At 61.8% G+C, this 21134-nt stretch carries 23 protein-coding genes; 5 read left to right on the plus strand and 18 right to left on the minus strand.

All coding sequences use genetic code 11. The features are described from left to right. Position 1: 1 nt before the first annotated feature. Both OO25_RS00315 and OO25_RS00320 read right to left on the minus strand, forming a co-directional pair. Positions 2 to 691: a YafY family protein gene (locus OO25_RS00315; RefSeq protein ID WP_040177945.1), complete on the minus strand. Its 690-nt coding sequence runs from the start codon at positions 689 to 691 to the stop codon at positions 2 to 4. 74 nt (positions 692 to 765) lie between these two features. After that, positions 766 to 1074 (minus strand): hypothetical protein, encoded by a 309-nt coding sequence (locus OO25_RS00320; protein ID WP_040177946.1) that lies wholly within the window; start codon positions 1072 to 1074, stop codon positions 766 to 768. Between the two features lie 222 nt (positions 1075 to 1296). Between OO25_RS00320 and tatA the strand changes: the two genes are divergently transcribed. The 5 genes from tatA (at position 1297) to OO25_RS00345 (ending at position 4444) form a co-directional block, all read left to right on the plus strand. After that, positions 1297 to 1515, plus strand: coding sequence for a twin-arginine translocase TatA/TatE family subunit (gene tatA / locus OO25_RS00325; protein WP_040172879.1), 219 nt, complete (start codon positions 1297 to 1299; stop codon positions 1513 to 1515). 6 nt (positions 1516 to 1521) lie between these two features. Next, entirely contained in the window at positions 1522 to 2007 is a 486-nt protein-coding gene (gene tatB, locus OO25_RS00330) for a Sec-independent protein translocase protein TatB (RefSeq protein WP_040172881.1), read from the plus strand. Further along, positions 2004 to 2972: a twin-arginine translocase subunit TatC gene (locus OO25_RS00335; protein ID WP_040177947.1), complete on the plus strand. Its 969-nt coding sequence runs from the start codon at positions 2004 to 2006 to the stop codon at positions 2970 to 2972. Before tatB ends, OO25_RS00335 begins: the two co-directional genes overlap by 4 nt. Positions 2973 to 3097: 125 nt before the next feature. Continuing rightward, the gene (rpiB, locus tag OO25_RS00340; RefSeq protein ID WP_040177949.1) at positions 3098 to 3553 is read left to right on the plus strand and encodes a ribose 5-phosphate isomerase B; all 456 of its coding nucleotides are present in this window, start codon (positions 3098 to 3100) and stop codon (positions 3551 to 3553) included. Between the two features lie 48 nt (positions 3554 to 3601). After that, a complete protein-coding gene (locus OO25_RS00345) occupies positions 3602 to 4444 on the plus strand; it encodes an ATP-binding protein (RefSeq protein WP_040177951.1) in 843 nt (280 codons plus the stop codon). A gap of 108 nt (positions 4445 to 4552) precedes the next feature. On the opposite strand, the gene OO25_RS00350 is transcribed toward OO25_RS00345, so the two are convergent. From OO25_RS00350 to OO25_RS00430, 16 genes are all read right to left on the minus strand, one after another. Beyond that, the gene (locus tag OO25_RS00350) at positions 4553 to 5788 is read right to left on the minus strand and encodes a peptidoglycan DD-metalloendopeptidase family protein (RefSeq protein ID WP_040177953.1); all 1236 of its coding nucleotides are present in this window, start codon (positions 5786 to 5788) and stop codon (positions 4553 to 4555) included. A gap of 137 nt (positions 5789 to 5925) precedes the next feature. Continuing rightward, positions 5926 to 6573: a protein-L-isoaspartate(D-aspartate) O-methyltransferase gene (locus OO25_RS00355; RefSeq protein ID WP_014874191.1), complete on the minus strand. Its 648-nt coding sequence runs from the start codon at positions 6571 to 6573 to the stop codon at positions 5926 to 5928. Next, complete coding sequence (gene surE, locus OO25_RS00360) at positions 6570 to 7352, minus strand: 5'/3'-nucleotidase SurE (RefSeq protein ID WP_040177954.1); 783 nt, start codon at positions 7350 to 7352, stop codon at positions 6570 to 6572. The genes OO25_RS00355 and surE overlap by 4 nt, the downstream gene beginning before the upstream one ends. Positions 7353 to 7633: 281 nt before the next feature. Then, on the minus strand, positions 7634 to 8287 hold the full coding sequence (locus tag OO25_RS00365) for an SDR family oxidoreductase (RefSeq protein WP_040172891.1): 654 nt from the start codon (positions 8285 to 8287) through the stop codon (positions 7634 to 7636). A 111-nt stretch (positions 8288 to 8398) separates the two neighbouring features. Beyond that, positions 8399 to 8668 (minus strand): hypothetical protein, encoded by a 270-nt coding sequence (locus OO25_RS00370; RefSeq protein ID WP_014874194.1) that lies wholly within the window; start codon positions 8666 to 8668, stop codon positions 8399 to 8401. Between the two features lie 233 nt (positions 8669 to 8901). After that, positions 8902 to 9444 (minus strand): DUF2199 domain-containing protein, encoded by a 543-nt coding sequence (locus OO25_RS00375; protein ID WP_014874195.1) that lies wholly within the window; start codon positions 9442 to 9444, stop codon positions 8902 to 8904. A gap of 123 nt (positions 9445 to 9567) precedes the next feature. Then, entirely contained in the window at positions 9568 to 11025 is a 1458-nt protein-coding gene (gene purF, locus OO25_RS00380) for an amidophosphoribosyltransferase (protein WP_040173288.1), read from the minus strand. Positions 11026 to 11285: 260 nt separating this feature from the next. Further along, entirely contained in the window at positions 11286 to 11990 is a 705-nt protein-coding gene (locus OO25_RS00385) for a Hint domain-containing protein (RefSeq protein WP_040172897.1), read from the minus strand. A 558-nt stretch (positions 11991 to 12548) separates the two neighbouring features. Then, positions 12549 to 13103, minus strand: coding sequence for a CvpA family protein (locus tag OO25_RS00390; protein WP_040172899.1), 555 nt, complete (start codon positions 13101 to 13103; stop codon positions 12549 to 12551). A 40-nt stretch (positions 13104 to 13143) separates the two neighbouring features. Continuing rightward, positions 13144 to 14508, minus strand: coding sequence for a DNA repair protein RadA (gene radA / locus OO25_RS00395; RefSeq protein WP_040172902.1), 1365 nt, complete (start codon positions 14506 to 14508; stop codon positions 13144 to 13146). Between the two features lie 177 nt (positions 14509 to 14685). Then, positions 14686 to 15132 (minus strand): paraquat-inducible protein A, encoded by a 447-nt coding sequence (locus OO25_RS00400; protein WP_040177956.1) that lies wholly within the window; start codon positions 15130 to 15132, stop codon positions 14686 to 14688. A 635-nt stretch (positions 15133 to 15767) separates the two neighbouring features. Continuing rightward, positions 15768 to 16514 (minus strand): ABC transporter ATP-binding protein, encoded by a 747-nt coding sequence (locus OO25_RS00410; RefSeq protein WP_040177957.1) that lies wholly within the window; start codon positions 16512 to 16514, stop codon positions 15768 to 15770. Further along, on the minus strand, positions 16511 to 17311 hold the full coding sequence (locus OO25_RS00415; protein ID WP_027247608.1) for an ABC transporter permease: 801 nt from the start codon (positions 17309 to 17311) through the stop codon (positions 16511 to 16513). Before OO25_RS00415 ends, OO25_RS00410 begins: the two co-directional genes overlap by 4 nt. Next, entirely contained in the window at positions 17308 to 18345 is a 1038-nt protein-coding gene (alr, locus tag OO25_RS00420) for an alanine racemase (protein ID WP_040177958.1), read from the minus strand. Before alr ends, OO25_RS00415 begins: the two co-directional genes overlap by 4 nt. 277 nt (positions 18346 to 18622) lie before the next feature. Further along, entirely contained in the window at positions 18623 to 20143 is a 1521-nt protein-coding gene (locus OO25_RS00425; protein ID WP_040177959.1) for a replicative DNA helicase, read from the minus strand. 303 nt (positions 20144 to 20446) lie between these two features. Further along, positions 20447 to 21127 (minus strand): orotate phosphoribosyltransferase, encoded by a 681-nt coding sequence (locus OO25_RS00430; protein WP_040172919.1) that lies wholly within the window; start codon positions 21125 to 21127, stop codon positions 20447 to 20449. Positions 21128 to 21134 lie beyond the last annotated feature (7 nt).

Raw genomic sequence — 21134 nt, forward strand, 5'->3', positions numbered from 1 at the left:
ATCAGTTCGGCGCGGGCGTGTCGGCATAGGGCTGATAATCCATCAGGCGCTTGCCCGGTTCATCCACGAACAACTCCGGCAGGGGCTCGGCGGCCTCGATGAGGTCTACCCGAAACACCCTGAAATCCTCACGTGCCTCGCACCAGGCGGTGAGGGTCCAGACCCGGCCCCAGTATTCCATATGCAACGGGCGGATGACCCGCTCGGTCAGCGTGTCATCAATACGTCTGTAGGTGAGATGCAGCTTTTGGCGCGCCTTGATTGCTGCGCGCAGCGTCGGCATCTGGGTAAACCCTCGCGCTGCGTCGGCGAAGGGGTAGACTGCAAATTTCCACGCATCAGCTTCGGCAATGGTACCCTCGGGCAGAACCGCATCCACCTTGGCGGCCAGACTTTCGGCGGCGGCCTTCAGATCCGGATCGGCAGCCTCAGCGACAATCGCCATGCCAAGGTTCAGCGCCTCCAGCTCCTCGCTGGTGAGTGTGAGGGGCGGCAGGGTGATCGCCTCGCGCACCATGTAGCCCACGCCGCGGGCACCCTCGACCGGCACACCGCTGGCGACCAGCGTGTCCATGTCGCGGTAGATTGTGCGGGTCGAGACCTCCAGCCGTGCGGCAATGTCCTGCGCGCGGTGCAGTTTTCCATCGCGCAGGATCTGGATAATGTCGAACAGGCGGTCGGTGCGGCGCATGTCCTAGCCTTTATACGGGGCGGGGAGGAGGTCAAGACCACCCTCCGCCCCTTGAGCCTGTAAGTTATCTGACCCTAGCTGGCCATGGACCAAAGGACCTCCTCATGACGCATCTTGGCCGTATCGGGCGCGATTGCCGCCATTACCTCTGCCGAGAACTCCTGCGTCATGAAGCTTTGTGCGACCTCCTTTGCTGTCGCCATATCCTGCCAGACCACATAGTCGGTCCAACTGCCATCTGCACCCTGGGTCAGCTGACGATGCAGAAAGCCGGATTGCGCGCGCACAAACCCCTCTGTGCGCTGCATCAGCGCCACAAATTCCGCTGTCTTGACGCCCTCAGCCAGGTGAAAGGTCACGATCTCTGCCACATGTTTGTCCATCACTTGTCTCCTTTTCGGTGTGATACACTGGCAATAGCGCCCCTCAACTGACATAAACCTGTCAGTTGAATTGCGTCGCCTCGTATAAAACTGCTTTTTTGTCAGTTTCCGATGCCGCCCATGCAGCTCAGATCTTTGCCGCGCCGGGGTGGGGGCGTAAAACCGTCATCAAATGACATCTGCGGGCCATCCCCCGGTCCGCACGCAGAAGGAGACCCTCTCATGCTTAACAATATCGGCCTTCCGGGCCTGCTGCTCATCGCCGTTGTCGTGCTGGTCCTGTTTGGCCGCGGCAAGATTTCGTCGCTGATGGGCGAAGTGGGCAAAGGCATCACCGCCTTCAAGAAAGGCGTCAACGACAGCACCAAGGAACTGGAAGAAGACAACTCCGCAGAGGCCGCGCGCGACGTGACCCCCGAGACCGAAAAAGACAAGGTCTAAGCGGCGATGTTTGATCTTGGGTGGACCGAACTCATGGTCATCGGCGTTGTGGCGCTGATTGTTGTCGGGCCCAAGGACCTGCCGGTTTTGTTCCGCAACGTCGGGCGGTTCGTGGGTAAGGCCAAGGGCATGGCGCGCGAGTTCAGCCGGGCCATGAATGACGCTGCCGATGAGGCGGGCGTCAATGACATGGCCAAGGGGCTGAAGGCGGCGGCCAACCCGGTCAATACTGCAATGGATGGCGTCAAACAGGCGGCACAGGATATGGCAAAGTCAATCGACCCGACCAAATTCGACCCCGACAGCGAAACCGGGAAACTGGCGGCTGAACGGGCAGAAGATGCCAAGAAAATCCAGGCTGCCACCGCCCGTGCCGCGGCAGACCGCAAGGCGCGCGAGGCCGCTGAAGCGCAGGCCAAAGCGGCTGAGGCGGAGGCAGCTTTGGCAGCTTCGGACACGCCGACAACGCCGGAAAGTGAGACCAAGACATGAGCGCGTCTGAAGACATCGACGACAGCACAGCGCCGCTGATTGAGCATTTGGCCGAATTGCGCACCCGCCTGATCCGGGCGGTGGGCGCGTTCATCGTGGGGATCGTGCTGGCCTTCACTGTTGCAGAACCGATCCTGCAATTCCTGCTGGGCCCGATTGAGGAAACCCTGCGCAATCTGGGCGATCCCGCACCGACACTGCAATACACCAGCCCGCAGGAATACCTGTTCACGCTGTTCCGCATCTCCATGGTGTTTGGCTTTGCACTGTCGTTCCCGGTCATTGGCTTTCAGCTCTGGCGCTTTGTGGCGCCGGGTCTCTACAAGACTGAGAAGAACGCGTTTTTGCCCTTCCTCATCGCCTCGCCGGTGATGTTCCTCTTGGGGGCGAGCTTTGCGCATTTCGTGGTGACACCGCTGGCGATGGCTTTCTTCCTTGGCTTTGCCGATGTGTCGTCGATCTTTGCCAACCTTCTGTCTGGCGCGGTCAGCAGCCTGCCTGCCGATGCCGCCGTGGTGCCGGAAACCACCGAAGGGGTGCGGATCACCTTCTTTGGCAAGGTGAACGAGTCGCTGGATATCACGCTGAAATTCATCATGGCCTTTGGCCTGTGCTTTCAGCTGCCGGTGCTTCTGACCCTGATGGGGAAGGCCGGTCTGGTCAGTGCTGACGGGCTGGGGAGCGTGCGCAAATATGCGGTTGTCGCCATCCTTGTATTGGCAGCTCTTGTGACCCCGCCGGATGTGATCACGCAAGGGATCCTGTTTTCGGTGGTCTATGGTCTTTATGAGGTGTCGATCCTTCTGGTGCGCCGGGTTGAGAAAACCCGCGAGGCGAAGTTGCGCGCCGAAGGTTACTATGACGACGACGATGATCTCGGCGAGGAAATGGATATGCATCCCGAAGATGATCCTCTGATGGCCGAGTTTGAAGATGATGATCAGGACGACGGTAAGGCCAAGTAATCCCTACCGGAACGGATGACAAAAGGCGCGCTGGAAACGGCGCGCCTTTTTGCTTTGGCGGCTGCCCTCTTGCCCGCGCAGCCTGAACATGCTTTGACCCCGGTAACCCACCGACGGAGACTCCCATGGACCAGAAAAAACCGACCCGCGTTGTGCTTTCCAGCGACCACGCCGCGATTGAGCTGCGCCAGGCCATCGCGGACCACATTGCCGCCAACGGCTGGGAGGTCGTCGATATTGGCCCCACCACCCCGGAGAGCACCCATTACCCCAAGCACGGCGCAGCCGCGGCGGAGCGTGTGGCCTCGGGCGATTGCGACCTCGGGATCATTCTTTGCGGCACCGGTCAGGGCATCATGATGGCCGCAAACAAGGTGAAGGGCATCCGTTGCGGCGTCTGCTCCGAAACCTTCTCTGCCAAGATGATCCGCCAGCACAACAACGCCAATATGCTCTCCATCGGGGCGCGTGTGGTTGGTGACAGCCTGGCGATTGAGATTGTTGATGCCTTCCTCAATGCTGAGTTCGAAGGCGGTCGCCACGCCACCCGCGTGGATATGATTGAGCCGCGGGACAGCTGATCCCACAGAGGGTTGCGCCCCCAAGCCAGATAACCGGAGGCCCCGATTATGGATGAGACAAGCCTGACCCGCATCGCGGATGCGCTGGAGCGGATGGCGCCCGCACCGTTGAAGGCACCGGATTTTGCTGCGGCGTCGGCCTTTGTCTGGCATGTCGCGCCGGACCGGCTGGAGCCTGTGAGAAGCGTCAGCCGCGTTGATCTGGACCTGCTCTTGGGGATTGATCGCGCGCGGGACACACTGCTGGACAACACCCGTCGCTTTGCCTCCGGGTTCGGGGCGAACAACGCGCTTCTATGGGGCGCCCGTGGCATGGGGAAATCCAGCCTGGTGAAGGCGATTCACGGCCAGTTATCACCGGAGTTTCCGGCGCTCAAACTGGTGGAATTGCAACGCGAGGATCTGCCCTCGGTGGCACGGCTTCTGAACCATCTGCGCGCCGCGCCTGAGCGCTTTATCCTGTTCTGTGATGACCTCTCCTTTGGCCATGATGATCAGCACTACAAAAGCCTGAAAGCGGTGCTGGATGGCGGCATCGAAGGGCGCCCTGATAATGTGCTGTTCTACGCCACCTCCAACCGTCGCCACCTGATGCCGCGCGATATGATCGAAAACGAGCGTTCCAGCGCCATCAACCCCTCCGAAGCGGTTGAGGAAAAGGTCTCGCTCTCGGATCGGTTCGGGCTGTGGCTCGGTTTCCACCCTTGCGATCAAGACGAATATCTCACCATGATTTCAGGCTATTGCACAGCCTACGGTGTAGAGGTTGCGGAGCAGGAGCTGCGCGCCGAGGCAATTGAATGGCAAGCCACACGTGGCGCGCGTTCGGGGCGGGTGGCCTGGCAGTTCTTCACCGATCTCGCCGGTCGGCACGGTGTGAAAGTCACCTGAGAAGGCCGCGCGCGGCTTTGGAACGACCCCACCGGACATCAAATGGAAAAACGGCGCTCAGGGGTCTCCCGGGCGCCGTTTCTTATGGTCCGGTGTACGGGGGCGACGTCACTGCAGATAGGGCAGGGGATCAACGCTTTCGAAGCCGTTGCGAACCTCAAAATGCACATAGGCCGACGGCCCGTCACGCAGCGCAGCAATCGTCTGGCCGCGTGATACCGTGTCGCCTTTGTTCACTGCGATTTTGTCGACATTGGCATAGACCGTCAGCAGCTTGGCGTCATGGCGGATCACGATGATCGGGATATTGTTTGAATCCTTGGTGATCGCCGCGACGGTGCCGCCATCGGCGGCCTGTACCGGCGCGCCCGCAGCCCCCGCAATATCAATGCCGTCGTTCTTGCCCTTGGCATAGGTGCGGGTGATCTTGCCCTTGACCGGGTAACTCATCGCGCTGCTGGCGCTGCGGGTGGGGGCGGGAACTTCTACCTTTGGCAGATCCTTGGGAGCTTCAGCGGCGGGGGCAACGGTTTCCTGCGGCAGCGGCTTGGTCGCGCTGGGTGGGGTGGGCGTGCTGGTGCCCTCACCGGGGGCCGTGACGGTTGCGACAGCGGGCACGGCTGTTGCTGTTGCTGCGGAGGCTTCCTTGCGCGGTGCCGGACGGTCCTTCAGCGGGATCAGCAGGAACTGGCCTTCACGAATGGCAAAATCGCTGCCGAGACCGTTCCATTCCGCCAGTGCCTTTACTGGCACCTGATAGAGCCGCGACACGGTATAGGCTGTCTCGCCGCGTTTCACCTTGTGGCGCACCGGCTCCGGCCCGCTCTGCACCTGCGGCTTGCTCCCCGGAGGCTGCGGCGCCAGCGGTGTGGTGTTGACGGTGCTTGCTGCATTTGGCGTGGTAGAGGGGGCACTGTCGATAGCATCCCCCGCCAGCGAGGCGATATCTACACCGCCTGTGCTGTTTGAAGCGGTGCCAGGTGCCCGGCGGGGCAGGGCGATGATTTCGCCCTGGCGCAGCGGATCGTCCGTCTTCATGCCGTTGAAACGGGCCAATTCGCTGGCGGGCAGACCAATGCGGCCAGCCACGTCATTCAGCGTATCGCCGCGTCGGGCCACGGCCACCTGATAGGACGGGTAGGTGATCAGCCCACTGGAATCCGGTTTCGGACGGCTGGTGGTGGCGGTTTGTGCCGCCTTGGTGGTGTTGAAAGCACCGATCTGGCCGCGCAGATCATAGTCAAGCGGCGCCTCGCAAGCGGCCAGCACGGCCACCAGAGGCAACGCCATCAGCACCTTGCGGCCTGTCGCGCGATCGCGGCGGGTGGGGTCAGTCACTGTCATTTCGCTCTCCTCAGAACGCCGTTCCCGTCTTGCGGGCCCCCATTATCCCTGGGGCTTGCCAATAGTCCGTCGGCCAGCCACGTGATCCGGCTCGGGATCTTCCCGAACTTTGGGGGAGGGCAGGTCTTGCCTCTCCCTTACGTGTCTTTGCCGATCCCCTCAAGCAGGGGAACAAAACGCACCGGGCGCAATTCGTCGTATTCCAGACCGCTGGCGGTTTTTTGAACACGGATCAGGGTCTGTACGGTGTCCGACTGCCCCACGGGCACCACCATGATACCGCCGGTCTTCAGCTGCGCCAAGAGCGGGCCGGGCGGATCCTCGGCAGCGGCGGTCACGATGATTCGATCAAAGGGCGCCTGCTCCGGCAGCCCGTGGCTGCCATCCCCCACCAGCGAGGTGATATTGGACAGATGCAGCTGGTCAAAAATCTGCCGCGCCTCCCGCACCAGCCGGGCATGACGGTCCACGGTATAGACACGCCGCGCCAGCTTGCTCAGGATCGCCGCCTGATAGCCGGACCCGGTGCCGACCTCCAGAACCGTGTCGCGGGGTGAAATCTGCAAAGCCTGAGTCATCAGCCCCACGACTGAAGGCTGCGAAATGGTCTGCCCGCAGGCAATCGGCAGCGGCATGTCCTCATAGGCGCGCGCCGAAAACAGCCCCCGCACAAAGGGGCCGCGATCGATCTGTTCCATCGCGTCCAGCACCTGCGCATCCGTCACCCCGCGTGAGCGCAGGGCAAACAGAAACTGCATCTTGGTTTCGGCAGTCGGCTCGCTCATTCAATGCCCTTCAGGCGCTCCAGCGCGTCCGTCGCCGTCAGATCAGCCCGCATCGGTGTGACCGAGATATAGCCCGCCAGATTTTGTGCTGCATCCGTGCCCTCGGCGGTGGCGATATGCTGATTGCCGCCCCGGATCCACAGGTAGCGCCGCCCGTTGGGAGAGGTCTGCTCCTCAGCGGAGAAATGGCTGCCACGCCGAAATCCCTGCGGTGCGATCCGTCGCCCTTTGACATCCTCCGCAGGAACGGGCGGGAAATTTATGTTGTAAAACAACCGGTAATCCGCGTCTTCCTTGGGTTGTGTGTCAAGGATTGAGCAGATGAGATCGGCGCCGTGCTGGGCGGCGGCTTCAAACGGGTTGTTCAGCTGGTTGTTTTCTGGCCCAAAATACTGCGACAGTCCCATCGCGGGGATGCCCTGCAATGCTGCCTCCATCGCGCCACCCAAGGTGCCGGAATAGAGCGCGTTCTCAGCCGAATTGTTGCCCCGGTTCACGCCCGACAACACCAGATCCGGCAGTTGATCCTTCATCACCACATGCAGCCCTGCCAGCACGCAGTCCGCAGGCGATCCTTCGGCGGCAAAGCGGCGCTCGCCCAGCTGGCTGAGCATGAAGGGGCGGGTGTAGCTGATGCAATGGCCGACGCCTGACTGTTCAAACGCGGGCGCGACGGTCCAGACCTCGCCGTCGGGCCCTGCCACGTCGCGGGCGATCTGCTCCAGAACCGCCAGACCGGGGGCGCTGATGCCATCGTCGTTGGTGATCAGAATTCGCATGAACTGGGCCTCTCGTCTGGCTCTGGCGGGCTGTATCTCGGGCGCGGTCACGCCGATCCGCATGTCCGACCTGAATAAGATGTGGGGCAAAAGGGGGCAAGAGTTTCCCCGCTGTGACCGCGCGCAAGCTGCCCGGTGACGGCCCCTGCGGCACAGAGGCCACAGGTTTGCCGCCCGGCCCTGAAACCAAGGCGACCGGCGCCCCTGTCGGGCACCGGTCGGCGGAATATCGCGCGTCTGCATTGCCGTTGGGCGTCATGCAGCCGATGGGCAGCGTTTGGTCAGTCGGCGGCGGTCAGGATCTGGGGCAACAACCGGGCGGCTTCCTGCTGCGGGCTGGCCAGCGCGTCGCGATCCTCGCCGGGGAAAAACCGGGCACGGACAGCGGTAGCCATGGGCTGCGGCGTCAGCACCTGTACCTTTGGGCCGGTCTTTGCGGTCTCAATCTGCCAGCTGTTGGCCAGCGACATCTGGGCCGCCTTGGTGGCACCATAGGCGCCAAAGAACTTCTCGCCCGCGCGAGGATCCTCAAAGAACACGGCCTGACCGGTTTGCCCCAGCAGCGGCGCCACATAGGGGATCAGCACGGAGGTCGCTGTGGCATTGATCGCCATGGATTTCTGCCAATCCTTCGCAGCGACGAAATTGGCCGGGCTTAGAGGCGCAGCGTGGATCGCGGTGTGCAGCCAGAGATCCAGCTGCCCCCAACGGTCGTGGATGCCGCGGCAGAGCGTCGCCATAGCCTCGGGGACAGTGATGTCCATCGGGGCCAATGTGGCAGAACCGCCGACGGATTTGATCCGGTCGTCCAGCTCTTCCAGCGCGCCGGTGGTGCGGGCCACGGCAACGATGTGATGCGTCGGCGCCAGTGCCTCTGCGAGGGCGGCGCCCAGACCCCGAGAGGCCCCGGTGATGAGAGCAAGTTTCTGTGTCATGGGCGCCTTGTGCGGTGCGGCGTGACGCGGGTCAAGGGGCCAAAGCGGCGCAGCCTCCGTCCCAGTACCCCGTCAGCCCTCCGTCAGTCCTTTTGCCGACACCAAGGCAGGTCAGCTGCCGGGCATCTCGATCCGCGCAGCTTTGCCGTTTTTCTGCAGGATCAGACCGTCGGCATCAATCGCAATGACCTCACCGCCAGACAGTCGGCTGCCACGGGTCACCACCTGCGTGCGCCCACTGGGCATGCGCACCATGGCGCTGAGGTTGTTGCTGGCGCCAAACAGTCCCAACAGGCTGAGGCGGTTGCGGCGCAAGGCGTCTTTCTGGGTGGCATGACCTGCAACATTCGCCGGGGTCTTGCCGCTATCACGATTTGCCATTCTGGTAACTTGGTTCTTTCTCTAGTGCGCTCAGGGCGGATGCCGGTCGGCTATCAGCTTCGCTTTCCGCCGAACAGAGGGGGCGGCGCATGGTGGCAAGCGACTGCCGGTGGGCCGCCCATTGGTGCGCAAGCCCTTGCGCATGGCCTGTTCTGACGCTGCGCAATTGCGCGCAGGCCCTTGAACGTTTGCGGGGGGAAGCAGGCTAGGAAGCGGGGGGAACTTCAGTGGGGTCAGGCGTCGTAGATCAGCGACGGCAGATCGTGGCCATAGGCATAAAGCAGGCCCAGCAGCTCCTCCAGCTGCGCACCGACCATCTGCAAATTGTAAAGCGGGTGATCCGGCTCAGAGATCTGCAGCTCAGGATATTGCCCCTCAGGCCGCATATGCAGCATCGCCTCGACTGACTCGCTGCCGTCTGGTGGGATGGCATTGGCCAGCCAGGCGCGTTTGCTGCCCAGATCCTCGGTCTCCTGCATCTCGAACCGGTCGAGATAGGCCTCGAAATCCTCCTGGCTCAGCCGCGCCCAAGTGCCCAGAATGAACTCCTCACCACGGGTATCCGCCAGTGGCACCGCCAGCACTGCCCGCACAAAGCGCAGTTTGCCAAGGCGGCAAAAATCTTCGGTCAGCACATCACCGGCCTGAGCAGAGATGGCGGTGTTGTCATGCACGAACATATCTTCCGGGCAGACATCGGGCCGGTCACAGCTGAGGCTCAAGAGCTGGGCAAAGGTCGCCCCGCAACAGCGGCACTGGCGCTGTGAGCCAAGCATGCGGGCGAGATGTGGATCCAAAGGGTCGGCCTTTCGGTGGCGGGCGGTGGTGGTCGCAAAACGGCAAGAGGCGCCGATCCGGTGATCAGCGCCTCATGAGTCGAACTGATATCGGCTGCGCTCTTACTCTGCTGCGGCTTTCATTTCAAACCCCCGTTCCACCATATCGGTGGGAACAACCGGGTATTCGCCAGAGAAACAGGCATCGCAATACTGCGGGCAGGCGCTGTTGCGCCCCTGATCCTGACCCACGGCGCGGTAAAGCCCGTCCAGTGAGATGAACTTCAGACTGTCCACGGCAAGGTGCTTGGCCATCTCATCTTCGGACATGTTTGCCGCCAGCAACTTGTCACGGTCGGGGGTGTCCACGCCGTAGAAACAGGGCCAGGCGGTTGGCGGAGAGGCGATGCGGAAATGCACCTCGCTGGCCCCGGCATCCAGGATCATCTCCTTGATTTTGCGCGATGTTGTGCCGCGCACAACGGAATCGTCCACCAGGATCACGCGTTTGCCTTCGATCAGGGCGCGGTTCACGTTCAGCTTCAGCCGCACACCCATGTTGCGGATCTGTTCGGTTGGCTCGATGAAGGTCCGGCCCATGTACTGATTGCGGATGATCCCCATCGCATAGGGGATCCCCGATTGCAGCGAATAGCCAATCGCCGCCGGGGTGCCGCTGTCGGGAACGGGGCAGACCAGATCCGCCTCGACCGGGTTTTCTTTGGCCAGCTCGCGGCCAATTGCTTCGCGGGTCTCATAAACAGAACGCCCGCCAAGGATCGAATCAGGGCGGGAGAAATAGACGTGTTCAAAGATGCAGAATTTGGACGCTTGGCGGCGGAACGGGAAATGGCTCTCGACGCCCTTGTCGGTGATCACCACCATCTCGCCCGGTTCAATCTCGCGCAGGAACTCGGCACCGATGATGTCCAGGGCGCAGGTCTCCGAGCTGAGCGCATAGCCATCGCCGATCTTGCCGAGGACCAGCGGGCGCACGCCCAGCGGATCCCGCACGCCGATCAGTTTGGTGCGGGTCATTGCCACGACGGAAAACGCCCCTTCGACCCGGCGCAGCGCGTCTTCCATCCGCTCCGGGATATTGCGCTGCAGGGAGCGCGCCATCAGGTGGATGATACACTCGCTATCGGATGAGCTCTGAAAGATCGAACCACGTTCGATCAGCTCTTTGCGCAGGGCATCGGCATTGGTGATGTTGCCATTGTGGGCAATAGCTGCACCGCCCATGGCAAACTCGCCAAAAAACGGCTGTACGTCGCGGATCGCGGTCTGTCCTTTGGACCCGGCGGTGGAGTAGCGCACATGGCCAATCCCAATCGGGCCGGGCAGGGTGGACATCACATCCTGCGAGGTGAAGTTGTCGCGGACATAGCCAAACCGGCGGGCACTCTGGAACCCTTCGACAGGATCGTGGGTGACAATGCCGCCGGCCTCCTGTCCTCGGTGTTGCAGGGCGTGCAGGCCAAGAGCAACGAAATTGGAGGCGTCCTGGACGCCGACGACGCCAAAGATGCCGCATTCTTCGCGCAGCTTGTCATCGTCAAACGGGTGGGCGGGGGGCATCTGCGGCATCGGCAAGGCGGTGTGGCTCCGAATCCGGTTGTCAGGATGCCCCCCACATAGAGGGTCCGCCCGCCCATGTCACCAAAGGATCACGGTTTCACGACAGTTGGGGTGAAAAACCCCGCCCGGCTGCTGGTGCTCTCTCTAACGACAAAGACCTGCGAGCGGTCGCAGGTCGGGTGTCTTGCCATGGTCGGGGCTAGAAAACGCAGGGCCTCAGCATGGCTGAAGCAGATCGTGATCGCGCCCTCAGGCCGCCCTCAGGCCGCCAGCAGACCGCGCAGCATATCAAAGGCGGAAAGCACGTCATCGCTTTCCTCATTGCGCTCATCCGCGTCGCCTTTACCAGCATCGGTAAGCGCGCGGCCGTCTTCGCTGGCCAGGATCTGACGCGTCTCGGTCAGTGTCAGCATGCGAAACGCGCCGTCGTCGTCTGCGCCAGTCTCACCTGCCACATGCACCAGCATGCCACATTCGGCCCAGATCATTTCTTCCTCGGCAAAGGTGAGATAGATGCGCGCCATCTTCTCCGGCATGGCGGCAGAGATACCGTTGTAGCCGATCAGCGAGACCACTTTGGTCATCGCAGTGGGGATGTCGAACAGGCGCTCCACTGCGGCCAGTTCCAGACCAACCTTCTGATCCGCAGGCAAGGTGAGGTCATTATCATTCCCCAGCGCACCGGCGGGGACATGCACCAAGGAGGTCAGGCGCGGCACCGCATGTTTGACGCCGGTCACTTCCTGCGCGCCGCCATCCAGTGTGTAGATCTTGTCACCAGGCTTCACATCACGGGCCTGAACAAACCCGCGATCCGTTTCCACCATCACATGCGGCAGCAGACCACCAGTGCGCGGACGGGGCCGGGCACGGCTGGGAGCGGCGGGGGAGACAGCTGCCGGGAAATCCAGCAGAAGACCAACGGGCTGACAGTCAGCAAACGATGTCGAATGGTCCAGCAGCATGGTGTCGTCCTTCTGAGCGATATGCCTGACATTCTGTCCGGCGTCTTGTTGACACCAATGTGCGCTGCGAAATTGGACGGAAATGGGGCAAGGATCGGGCCGATTGGGACAACTCAGGGGTTTTTGGCCGTCAATCCTGCCTCATTCACCAAATTGTTGCCCGAAAACACCTCGGATCGCAGGATTTGTTAACTTTTATCGGGCTGCGTTCCGGTGTCACCCGAGGATCAGCACGCGTTCCGATGCCCCAAAATAGCGATTCTAATTGGTTAACAGAGTGTTAATGAGTGTTTTTGATGTTAGGAAAGGTAAACGTGCCTGCCTCTGGGAATGTCGTCATTGGACAAGTGGCGCGTGCAAAACCTCCGCCCTCGCCTTAGCCCTCGCCGCGAGCGGTCACATGGCGATGGCGCCGGTGGTCAATGCTGGGGCTTGCAACCCTGCCAAACCTCAACCCTTCCCATCCGGCCACGAAAAAGGGCGCCAGAGGCGCCCCGTTCCAATCATGATCATATGTACCACTGTCGCAGATGCGCGATCAGCGGTGGCGGTAAGCGCTTACTTCTCGCAGGCGCCAATCAGGCTCTCATACTGCGTGGTGACCCAGCCAAGCGCCTGCTCGGGGTTGCGGTCCTCGATCTTGCCGATCATCCGCTCAAACACCACGGCAGAGCGGCTCTCATCCACGATGGTAAAGCTCTGACCGGTCATCACGACATTGTAGAGGAAGAAGGCAATCGCCACCAACAGGATGCCGCGCAGCACCCCAAAGAAGAACCCGATGCCCTGATCCAGCCCGCCAAGCGCAGAGCGCTGCACCAGCGAAGAAAACAGCGGTGTGAAGAACGACACCACAATCAGCGCCAATGCAAACACCGCAGCGAAGGCGGCGATGATTGACAATTCGCAGCTGTCCGCGATGAACTCCCCGATCACCGGGATCTCGGCCATCAGCGGCTCGACCTGCGGCGCAAACAAAAAGGCCAAGATGGCGGCGGCAATCCAACCAGCGATGGCCATCGCCTCACGCACGAATCCGCGCGAATAGGCCAGCAACGCTGATACAACAATGACAAGGGCCACGACCCCGTCGATAATGGTGAAACCTTCCATGTCCCTCGCCCGTTAACCTGCGATTAGAATTCTTGCGACTTTAGCCAGCCCCAAAATACTCGCCAACAAAACCGGCGAGATCAGAGGCCTGTCGCACCGCAAGTCCGGAGACCGCGACGGATTTGCCACCACTTGGAGCTATGGCTGCGGTGAAACCAAGTTTTTGCGCTTCTTTCAACCGGTTTTCGGTCTGAGGGGCCGGTCGCAGGGCACCAGAGAGCGATATTTCTCCGAATACCACCGTATCTGCGGGCAGCGCGGTGTCTTCGCGCGCGCTCAGCAGCGCCGCTGCCACCGCAAGATCCGCCGCCGGTTCCGAGATTTTCATCCCACCGGCAACATTAAGATAGACATCAAGCCCCGCAAACGGGATGCCGCAGCGGGCCTCCAGAACGGCCAGGATCATCGCCAGGCGCGAGGAGTCCCAGCCCACCACGGCCCGACGCGGCTGCGAATGCGGCGAGGGTGCAACAAGCGCCTGCATCTCCACCAGAACCGGGCGGGTGCCTTCGATACCGGAAAACACCACCGACCCGGGCGAGGGGGTGCCGCGCTCTGACAGGAAGAGCGCGGAGGGATTGCGAACCTCGCTCAACCCGCCGCCAGTCATCTCAAAGACGCCGATCTCATCTGCGGGGCCAAAGCGGTTCTTGACGGCGCGCAGGATGCGGAACTGATGCCCGCGTTCGCCCTCAAAATACAGCACAGTATCGACCATATGTTCGACCACGCGGGGGCCTGCAATCTGGCCCTCCTTGGTGACATGGCCGACCATGATGATGGAAATGCCGTTGGTTTTGGCGAATGTGGTCAGCTCATGCGCCGCAGCACGCACCTGGCTCACGGACCCCGGCGCGCTGTCGACATGATCGGCCCACATGGTCTGGATGGAATCGATGATGGCCAGCTGCGGCCGCTCCGCCTCCAGCGTGGTCAGAATATCGCGCAGGTTGGTTTCCGCTGCCAGCTTGACCGGCGCCTCCGCCAATCCAAGGCGCTGCGCGCGCATCCGCACCTGTGCGCTGGCTTCCTCGCCGCTGACATAGATCGTCTTCAGGCCCGAGCGGGCAAACTGCGCTGCCGCCTGCAACAACAGCGTCGATTTCCCGATCCCCGGATCCCCGCCGACCAGAATGGCAGAGGCAGGCACCAGCCCACCACCCAGAACCCGGTCCAGCTCGCCCACACCACAACAGGTGCGCGGCGGCGGTGTTTCCTCTGTTGCCAGATCGCTCAGCGGGATCGTTTTGCCCCGCCGCATGCCGAGGGATTTCGACGCAGGGCCGCCCTTGGACAGGCCCTTGTCTTCAGTGATGGAATTCCACTCGCCGCAGCCATCGCAGCGCCCGGACCATTTTGAAAAGGAGGCTCCGCAGGCAGAGCAGGAATAGGATGTTTTAGCCATGCGCTAGCTGTGGCAGATGTTTCCGGTTTGTTCAAGCGCTGCGGCGCTTCAGACCGGGCATGCGAGGGTCTGCCTCGCGCTCCGGGATATTTCGGGCCAGAAGATGAGGGCGCACAGAACATCTTCTGGCGATAAATGTCCCGGCGCAGGCCGAAAGCCGGGGGCAGCGCCCGGTTTCTAGTCGTCCTGCTGGCGCAGATGGCGCGCAGTCAGAAGAGACAGGACAATTGACGCCAGAATACAGCCCGTAAACAGATAAAGCCCCCAGGCGGTCTCAATCGTCGCGTAGCCAATCCCCTTGGCCAACGTGATATAGAGCGCGATGAGAAACACATCCGCCATCGCCAGCTTGCCCAAGACATGCAGAACTGGCTGTACCCGCATGTCCAGCAGGCCCCATTGGACCAGCGCCAGCCCGATGGTCTTGAGGTAAGGCGCGAATATCGCGAAAGCCGTGACCGTCAGCGCCAAAATGACGTCGCTGCCCCAAAGGCTCTGCAACCCGGTGATCACCGAAATCTCGCTGAGGCCAAAGATCGGCAACAACCCCGCCCGCATCAGCGGCGCGAACCACGCGACGGGGTAGAGGATCAGGAGCGACAGGGTGAGGAGGCGGAGGGTCATGGCGGCTCTTTGTCTTGCGGTGGTCAACACTTGTGCGTTTCAGGCTAGATTGGAAAGGGGGAAGCAATAGGTTTCTTCCAGCAAGGTCGCTTGCGGCCCGGCCAGCGCCCGTCCGCCACCGTCAAGTCACAGATTTGCCCGCGGTAAAACGGAGGGCGCTGCGCATACGACCGCGAACAGGCACTGGCTTCGTGTTGAATGCGGTTAGCGGGGGGCTTGGACAAAAAGGAAGTATGCGCTGTTTAACCCCAGATGACCGAGAGCTTAGAGAAAGATCGCTGTAAAAATGGCAAACCCAGCTAGACCGCATAGCGCCGCCGCACCTGCTGCATGCAGGCGAAATGGGCCGACTATTATCGTGCGGATGAGTGAAAACTCGACAGCTAGGAATGCGGCAAGTGTCACGAAATGAACCTGCCACGACAAATGTCGCCTTAGATCGGAACCGCTTGCTAGTATGAAGAATAGAACAGCGAACCAAAGCAGCGTCATCGGTGGCAGAATTACCAGCCTAACTCCTACTTTTTGATGCACTGTCTCTCGTTGCAGCTTCATCCCTAGCCACATTGTAACCGCTGCAGCCACAAAGGGAGAAGCTAATAACAGGAGCGCTAGCAAGCCTTCCATCGGGCCTGTCACCGCACCGCTTCAATCGGCCCCTCTGCGCGGCCGTGGATGAATTGCTCCATATAGGGATCGCCCGATTGGTCCATATCTGCCACCGGACCAGTCCATTGGATCACCCCGCCATGCAGCATCGCCACATTGTCGGCAATGGCCCGGACAGAGGTCATATCGTGAGTGATGGTCATCGCGGTGGCGCCCATCTCGACCACGATCTCGCGGATCAGGTCGTTGATCACGCCGGACATGATCGGGTCAAGGCCGGTGGTGGGCTCATCGAAAAAGATGATCTCCGGCTCGGCGGCAATGGCGCGGGCAAGCCCGACACGTTTCTGCATGCCGCCCGACAGTTCTGCGGGCAGGCGGTCCGCCACATCGGCCTTCAGCCCCACCCGGCGCAGTTTTTCAATGGCGATGGCGCGCGCCTCATCCACCGGGCGCTTTAGTGAGCCGCGCAGCAGGCGGAAGGCGACGTTCTGCCAGACGGGCAGGGAGTCAAACAGTGCAGCTCCCTGAAACAACATGCCAAACCGCGCAAGAAACTTATCGCGGTCACCACTGTCGGCGGGCTTGCCGTCAACCAGGATCTCACCGCTGTCCGGCTTGATCAGCCCCAGAATGCTCTTGAGCGCGACCGATTTCCCGGTGCCGGAGCCACCAATGATCACCATCGAGCTGCCCTTGGGGATCTCAAGCGTCATGCCTTGCAGGACCCGGTTGTCGCCAAAGGCCTTATGGACGTCATTCATCTGGATCATAGCGAGAAGAAAATCCCTGTGAGGACAAAATTGGCAGCAAGGATCAGGACGGCTGCGGCCTCGACCGACCCTTTGGTGGCGCGGCCCACGCCTTGCGCGCCGCGGCCTGATTGCATGCCATAGTAGCAGCCCATGGTGGCAGCGATGGTGCCAAAGGCCGCCCCCTTGACCAGCGAGGAGACGATATCGCGCAGTTCAAGGAAATCGACGGTGTTCTTCAGATAAGCCGCCGGATTGAAGCCCAGATTTTGCGTCGCGACCACATAGCCGCCCATGATGCCGATAATATCGCCAACGCCCACCAGCACCGGCACTGTGATCAGCGCGGCCAGAACGCGGGGCGCCACCAGGTATTTCATCGGATGCGTGGACAGTGTGACCAGCGCGTCGATCTGCTCTGTCACCTTCATCGTGGCGATTTCAGCCGCGATGGAGGAGGTGACGCGCGCGGCAATCATAAGACCAACCAGCACCGGTCCAAGTTCGCGCACCATCCCGATGGCGACGATCTGCGGTACTACTGCCTCGGCGTTGAAACGCGCGCCGCCCGCATAGATCTGCAAGGCCAGCGCCGCCCCGGTGAAAATCGCCGTGAGGCCCACCACCGGCAGCGACAGCCAGCCCACCTGCAACAGCGCATTCAGCAGCTCACGCGGGTAGTAGGGCGGCCGCAGCATATGGCTAAACGTGGACAGACCAAAGAGCGTCACCCGCCCCACAGCGCCCAGACCGGCCAGGACCAATTGTCCCAGCCGCGCAATCAGGCTGAGGGGAGAGAGACGCGAAGATGTGCTCATCCAGTATAGCTCCGTGCGTAGCGGCTGCCGAGAGAGGTGAGGATTTCATAGCCGATGGTGCCCGCAGCCTGTGCCAGCGTATCCACGGTCTGGCGCTCGTTCAGGATGCTGAGGTGGCTGGGATCGTCGCCAAGGTCGCTGACATCGACAGTGATCAGATCCATGGAAACGCGGCCGACCACCGGGCAGGGCGTGTCGCCTGCGTAGACCTGGATCTGGCCGCCGCCCAGTGCGCGGTGCAGACCATCGGCATACCCGGCTGCGACCGTGGCGATGCGGCTGGGGCGCTGCGCTGTCCAGCTGTTGCCATAGCCCACGGTTTCGCCCGGATCGAGGCTGCGGATCTGGATCACCGGCAGGTCCAGCTGCGCCACGGGCAGCGCATCGCCATAGGGCTGCCCGCCATAAAGCCCGATGCCCGGACGACACAGGTCAAAGTGGTAGTTGCGCCCCAGCAGCAGCCCGCCAGTGGCGGCAAGAGAACGGGGCAGATCCAGACCTTCTGTCATCTGTACAAATGTCTGCAGCTGATGGTCATTCATCGGGTGCGAGGCCTCATCGGCGCAGGCCAGATGCGACATCAACAGAACCGGTCCCTGGCTCAGGGCAATGTCGCGGACAGCGGCCCATTCGGCGGCCTCCATGCCGAGACGGTTCATCCCGGTATCAAGCTGCACGCCAAAGGGATGGCCCGGCAGGCTCTCGAAATGGCGCAGCATCTGGTCGAGCGAATTCAGCATCGGCGTCAGTTGGAAATCGCGCAGCAGTTTTGCGTCGCCCTCCATATGGCCGGCAAACACCGAAATGCCGGGGCCGGGGCCGATGGCGCGGCGCAGGGCCACACCTTCCTCTGCCATTGCCACGAAGAAGTTGCGCGCACCGGCATTGGCCAGCGCCTTGCCGACGCGGCCTGCGTCCAGCCCATAGCCGTTGGCCTTGACCACCGCGGCGGTTTCGCAATTGGTCAGCGCATCGAGGTTGCGCCAGTTGGTCACCAGCGCATCCAGATTGAGTGTCAGTCTAGCAGTCGTCATGCGCTGTTCATGACACGGGGGGCACAGGGGTCAAGGGGGAAACCGCATTCCGACCCCGGCGAGGGGGCGGTTGGCGGATTTCGCGCCCAGGCTGGGGGTTGCGGCGGGCGGCGTGGGCAGCCCCCGCACCCGTCAGCCTGCAGGGCAAGCGCTGGAATTTTGAGTATTTGTGGAAAGGTGACAGGCGCGTTTAAAGGCGCCCCGCCGGGTCCAGCCGCCGGGGGCTATTGGCGGGTGTCCCCGGCGGCGCGCTGCGATCTTGGTGCTGCGACGCGGATCAATACTCCGGCGCGTGATCCTGCTGCCACGCCTTGGCGAGGTTGCCAAAGCGGGTGAACTGCGCCTCAAAGGCCAGCTCAACCGTGCCGATGGGGCCGTGACGCTGTTTGCCGACGATGACCTCGGCCTTGGCGTGCAGGCGTTCCATCGCCTGCTTCCACTCTTCCATCTTGTCCAATTCGTGATCGCCGGGTTTTTCCCGTTCCTTATAGTATTCCTCGCGGAACACGAACATCACGACGTCGGCGTCCTGCTCGATCGAGCCTGATTCCCGCAGATCCGACAGCTGCGGACGTTTGTCTTCGCGGCTTTCGACCTGACGTGACAGCTGGGAGAGGGCAACCACCGGGATGTTCAACTCCTTGGCGATGGCCTTCATCCCCATGGAAATCTCCGCGATTTCATTCACCCGGTTCTCGGCCATGCCGCGGCAGAGCTGCAGGTAGTCGATGACCAGCAGATCCAGCCCATGGGTCCGCTTCAGACGGCGCGCGCGGGCCGCCAGCTGCGAGATCGGCAGGGCGGGGGTGTCGTCGATGAACAGCGGGCAGCTCTCAAGATCCTTGGCCGCCTGCACAAAGCGGCGGAATTCTTCCTCCGTCATGTCGCCCTGGCGGATCTTATGCGAGGAAATCTCGGAGGCTTCGGCCAGAATACGGCCCGCCAGCTGTTCGGCGGACATCTCCAGTGAGAAGAAGCCAACGACGCCGCCATCCACGGCGCCTTCGGTGCCATCCGGTTTCTTGCCGCGCTTATAGGCCTTGGCGACGTTGAAGGCGATATTGGTCGCAAGCGAGGTTTTCCCCATCGAGGGACGCCCCGCCAGGATCAGAAGGTCCGACGGGTGCAGACCACCCAGCTGTTTGTCGAGATCGGCCAGCCCGGTGGAAATCCCCGCCATGCCGCCGCCGCGCTGATAGGCCTCGTTGGTGACATTGACCGCTTCGGTAACCGCCTTGAGGAAGGATTTGAAACCGCTTTCGGTCTGGCCCTGTTCGGCCAGTTTATAAAGCGACTGTTCCGCCTCGACGATCTGTTCCTTGGGTTCAGAGGCGACATCGACCCGGCGCGCCTTATCCGCAATGCTGCGCCCCAGCGCGATGAGTTCCCGCCGGATCGCCAGATCATAGATCATCTGCGCATAGTCGCGCACCGCAAAGGCCGAGATGGATGCGCCCGCCAGCTTGGCCAGATAGGCCGGGCCGCCCAACTCCTTCAGCCCTTCGTCATCCTCCATGAAGGCCTTCAGCGTCACCGGCGAGGCCAGCGCATTCTTGGAGATCCGCGCGGCGGCAATTTCGTAGATGCGGGCGTGGACCGGGTCGTAGAAATGCGCCGAGGTTATGATCGAGGCGATGCGATCATAGACGTCGTTGTTGGTCAGGATGGCGCCCAGCAGCTGCTGTTCAGCCTCAACGGAGTGCGGCAGGATGCTGGCGTCGTCGCCGGTCGCCTCGCCATTGGCAGCAGGCTCCGGGGCGGCGGGCAGATTGGGATCAAAAGGCGTAATATCGTTCATCGCTGCTCTCGTCTGCGGCCGACGTTATGTGGCCTGCGTGATTTGGCCTGTGTATACCGGCGGGGCGCTCGGTCTGGCTATCTGGAAAACTCTGAGGATAAGCTGTGAACAGCCTGTGGATATCCGCAGGCTGACCTGTGTGTCGTTTCTACAGAAGCCGGGTTGGGGTCTGAGTAGTCTATATGATGGGGTGCATTCTGGGAAGCTGTCTATATCTGCGCTGATCTGCTTGCTTCCAAGTTGATTCGGGGCGACCCTGTCCACAGGCCGCCCCAGATAAGATGCACGTCACACAGAGGGTGATCAGGCGGATTTATGCGCCTCCTGCCAGGCCCGCGGATCCTTCAGGAATGTCTCCACCTCATCCAGCGTTTCGGCGCTAAAGCTCTTCTGCGCCTTGGCTTCGGCCAGGACATCCCACCAGGTGCACAGGTAATGCAGCTCAACACCGTGGTCGCCGAGGCGCTGGGTGGTTTCGGGGAAGATGTCGTAATAGAAAATCACCGCGGTATGCCCGCAGGTGGCGCCGGTCTCGCGGATCGCATCGACAAAGGACAGTTTGGAGCCGCCGTCGGTGGTCATGTCCTCCACCAGCAGCACGCGCTGGTCCTCGGTCATCACCCCTTCGATGCGGGCATTGCGGCCATAGCCTTTGGGTTTTTTGCGCACATAGGTCATCGGCAGCGCCATGCGTTCCGCCACCAATGCGCCAAAGGGGATGCCGGCCGTTTCACCGCCCGCGATATTGTCAAACGCCTCAAAACCCGCGTTGCGCATCACCGTGACGGTGAGGAAATCCATCAGCGTCGTGCGGATCCGCGGAAAGGAGATCAGCTTGCGGCAGTCGATATAGCTAGGCGAGGGCAGGCCGGAGGCCAGCGTATACGGCGTGTCTGTGTTGAAATTCACCGCGCCGATCTCCAGCAACATGCGGGCAGAGAGGCGGGCGATTTCTTCGCGGGAGGGGTAGGAGGAGGGGATCATTCTATCA

Origin of the sequence: Phaeobacter sp. S60 (assembly GCF_000826845.1) — a bacterium.
Lineage (GTDB): Bacteria > Pseudomonadota > Alphaproteobacteria > Rhodobacterales > Rhodobacteraceae > Phaeobacter > Phaeobacter piscinae.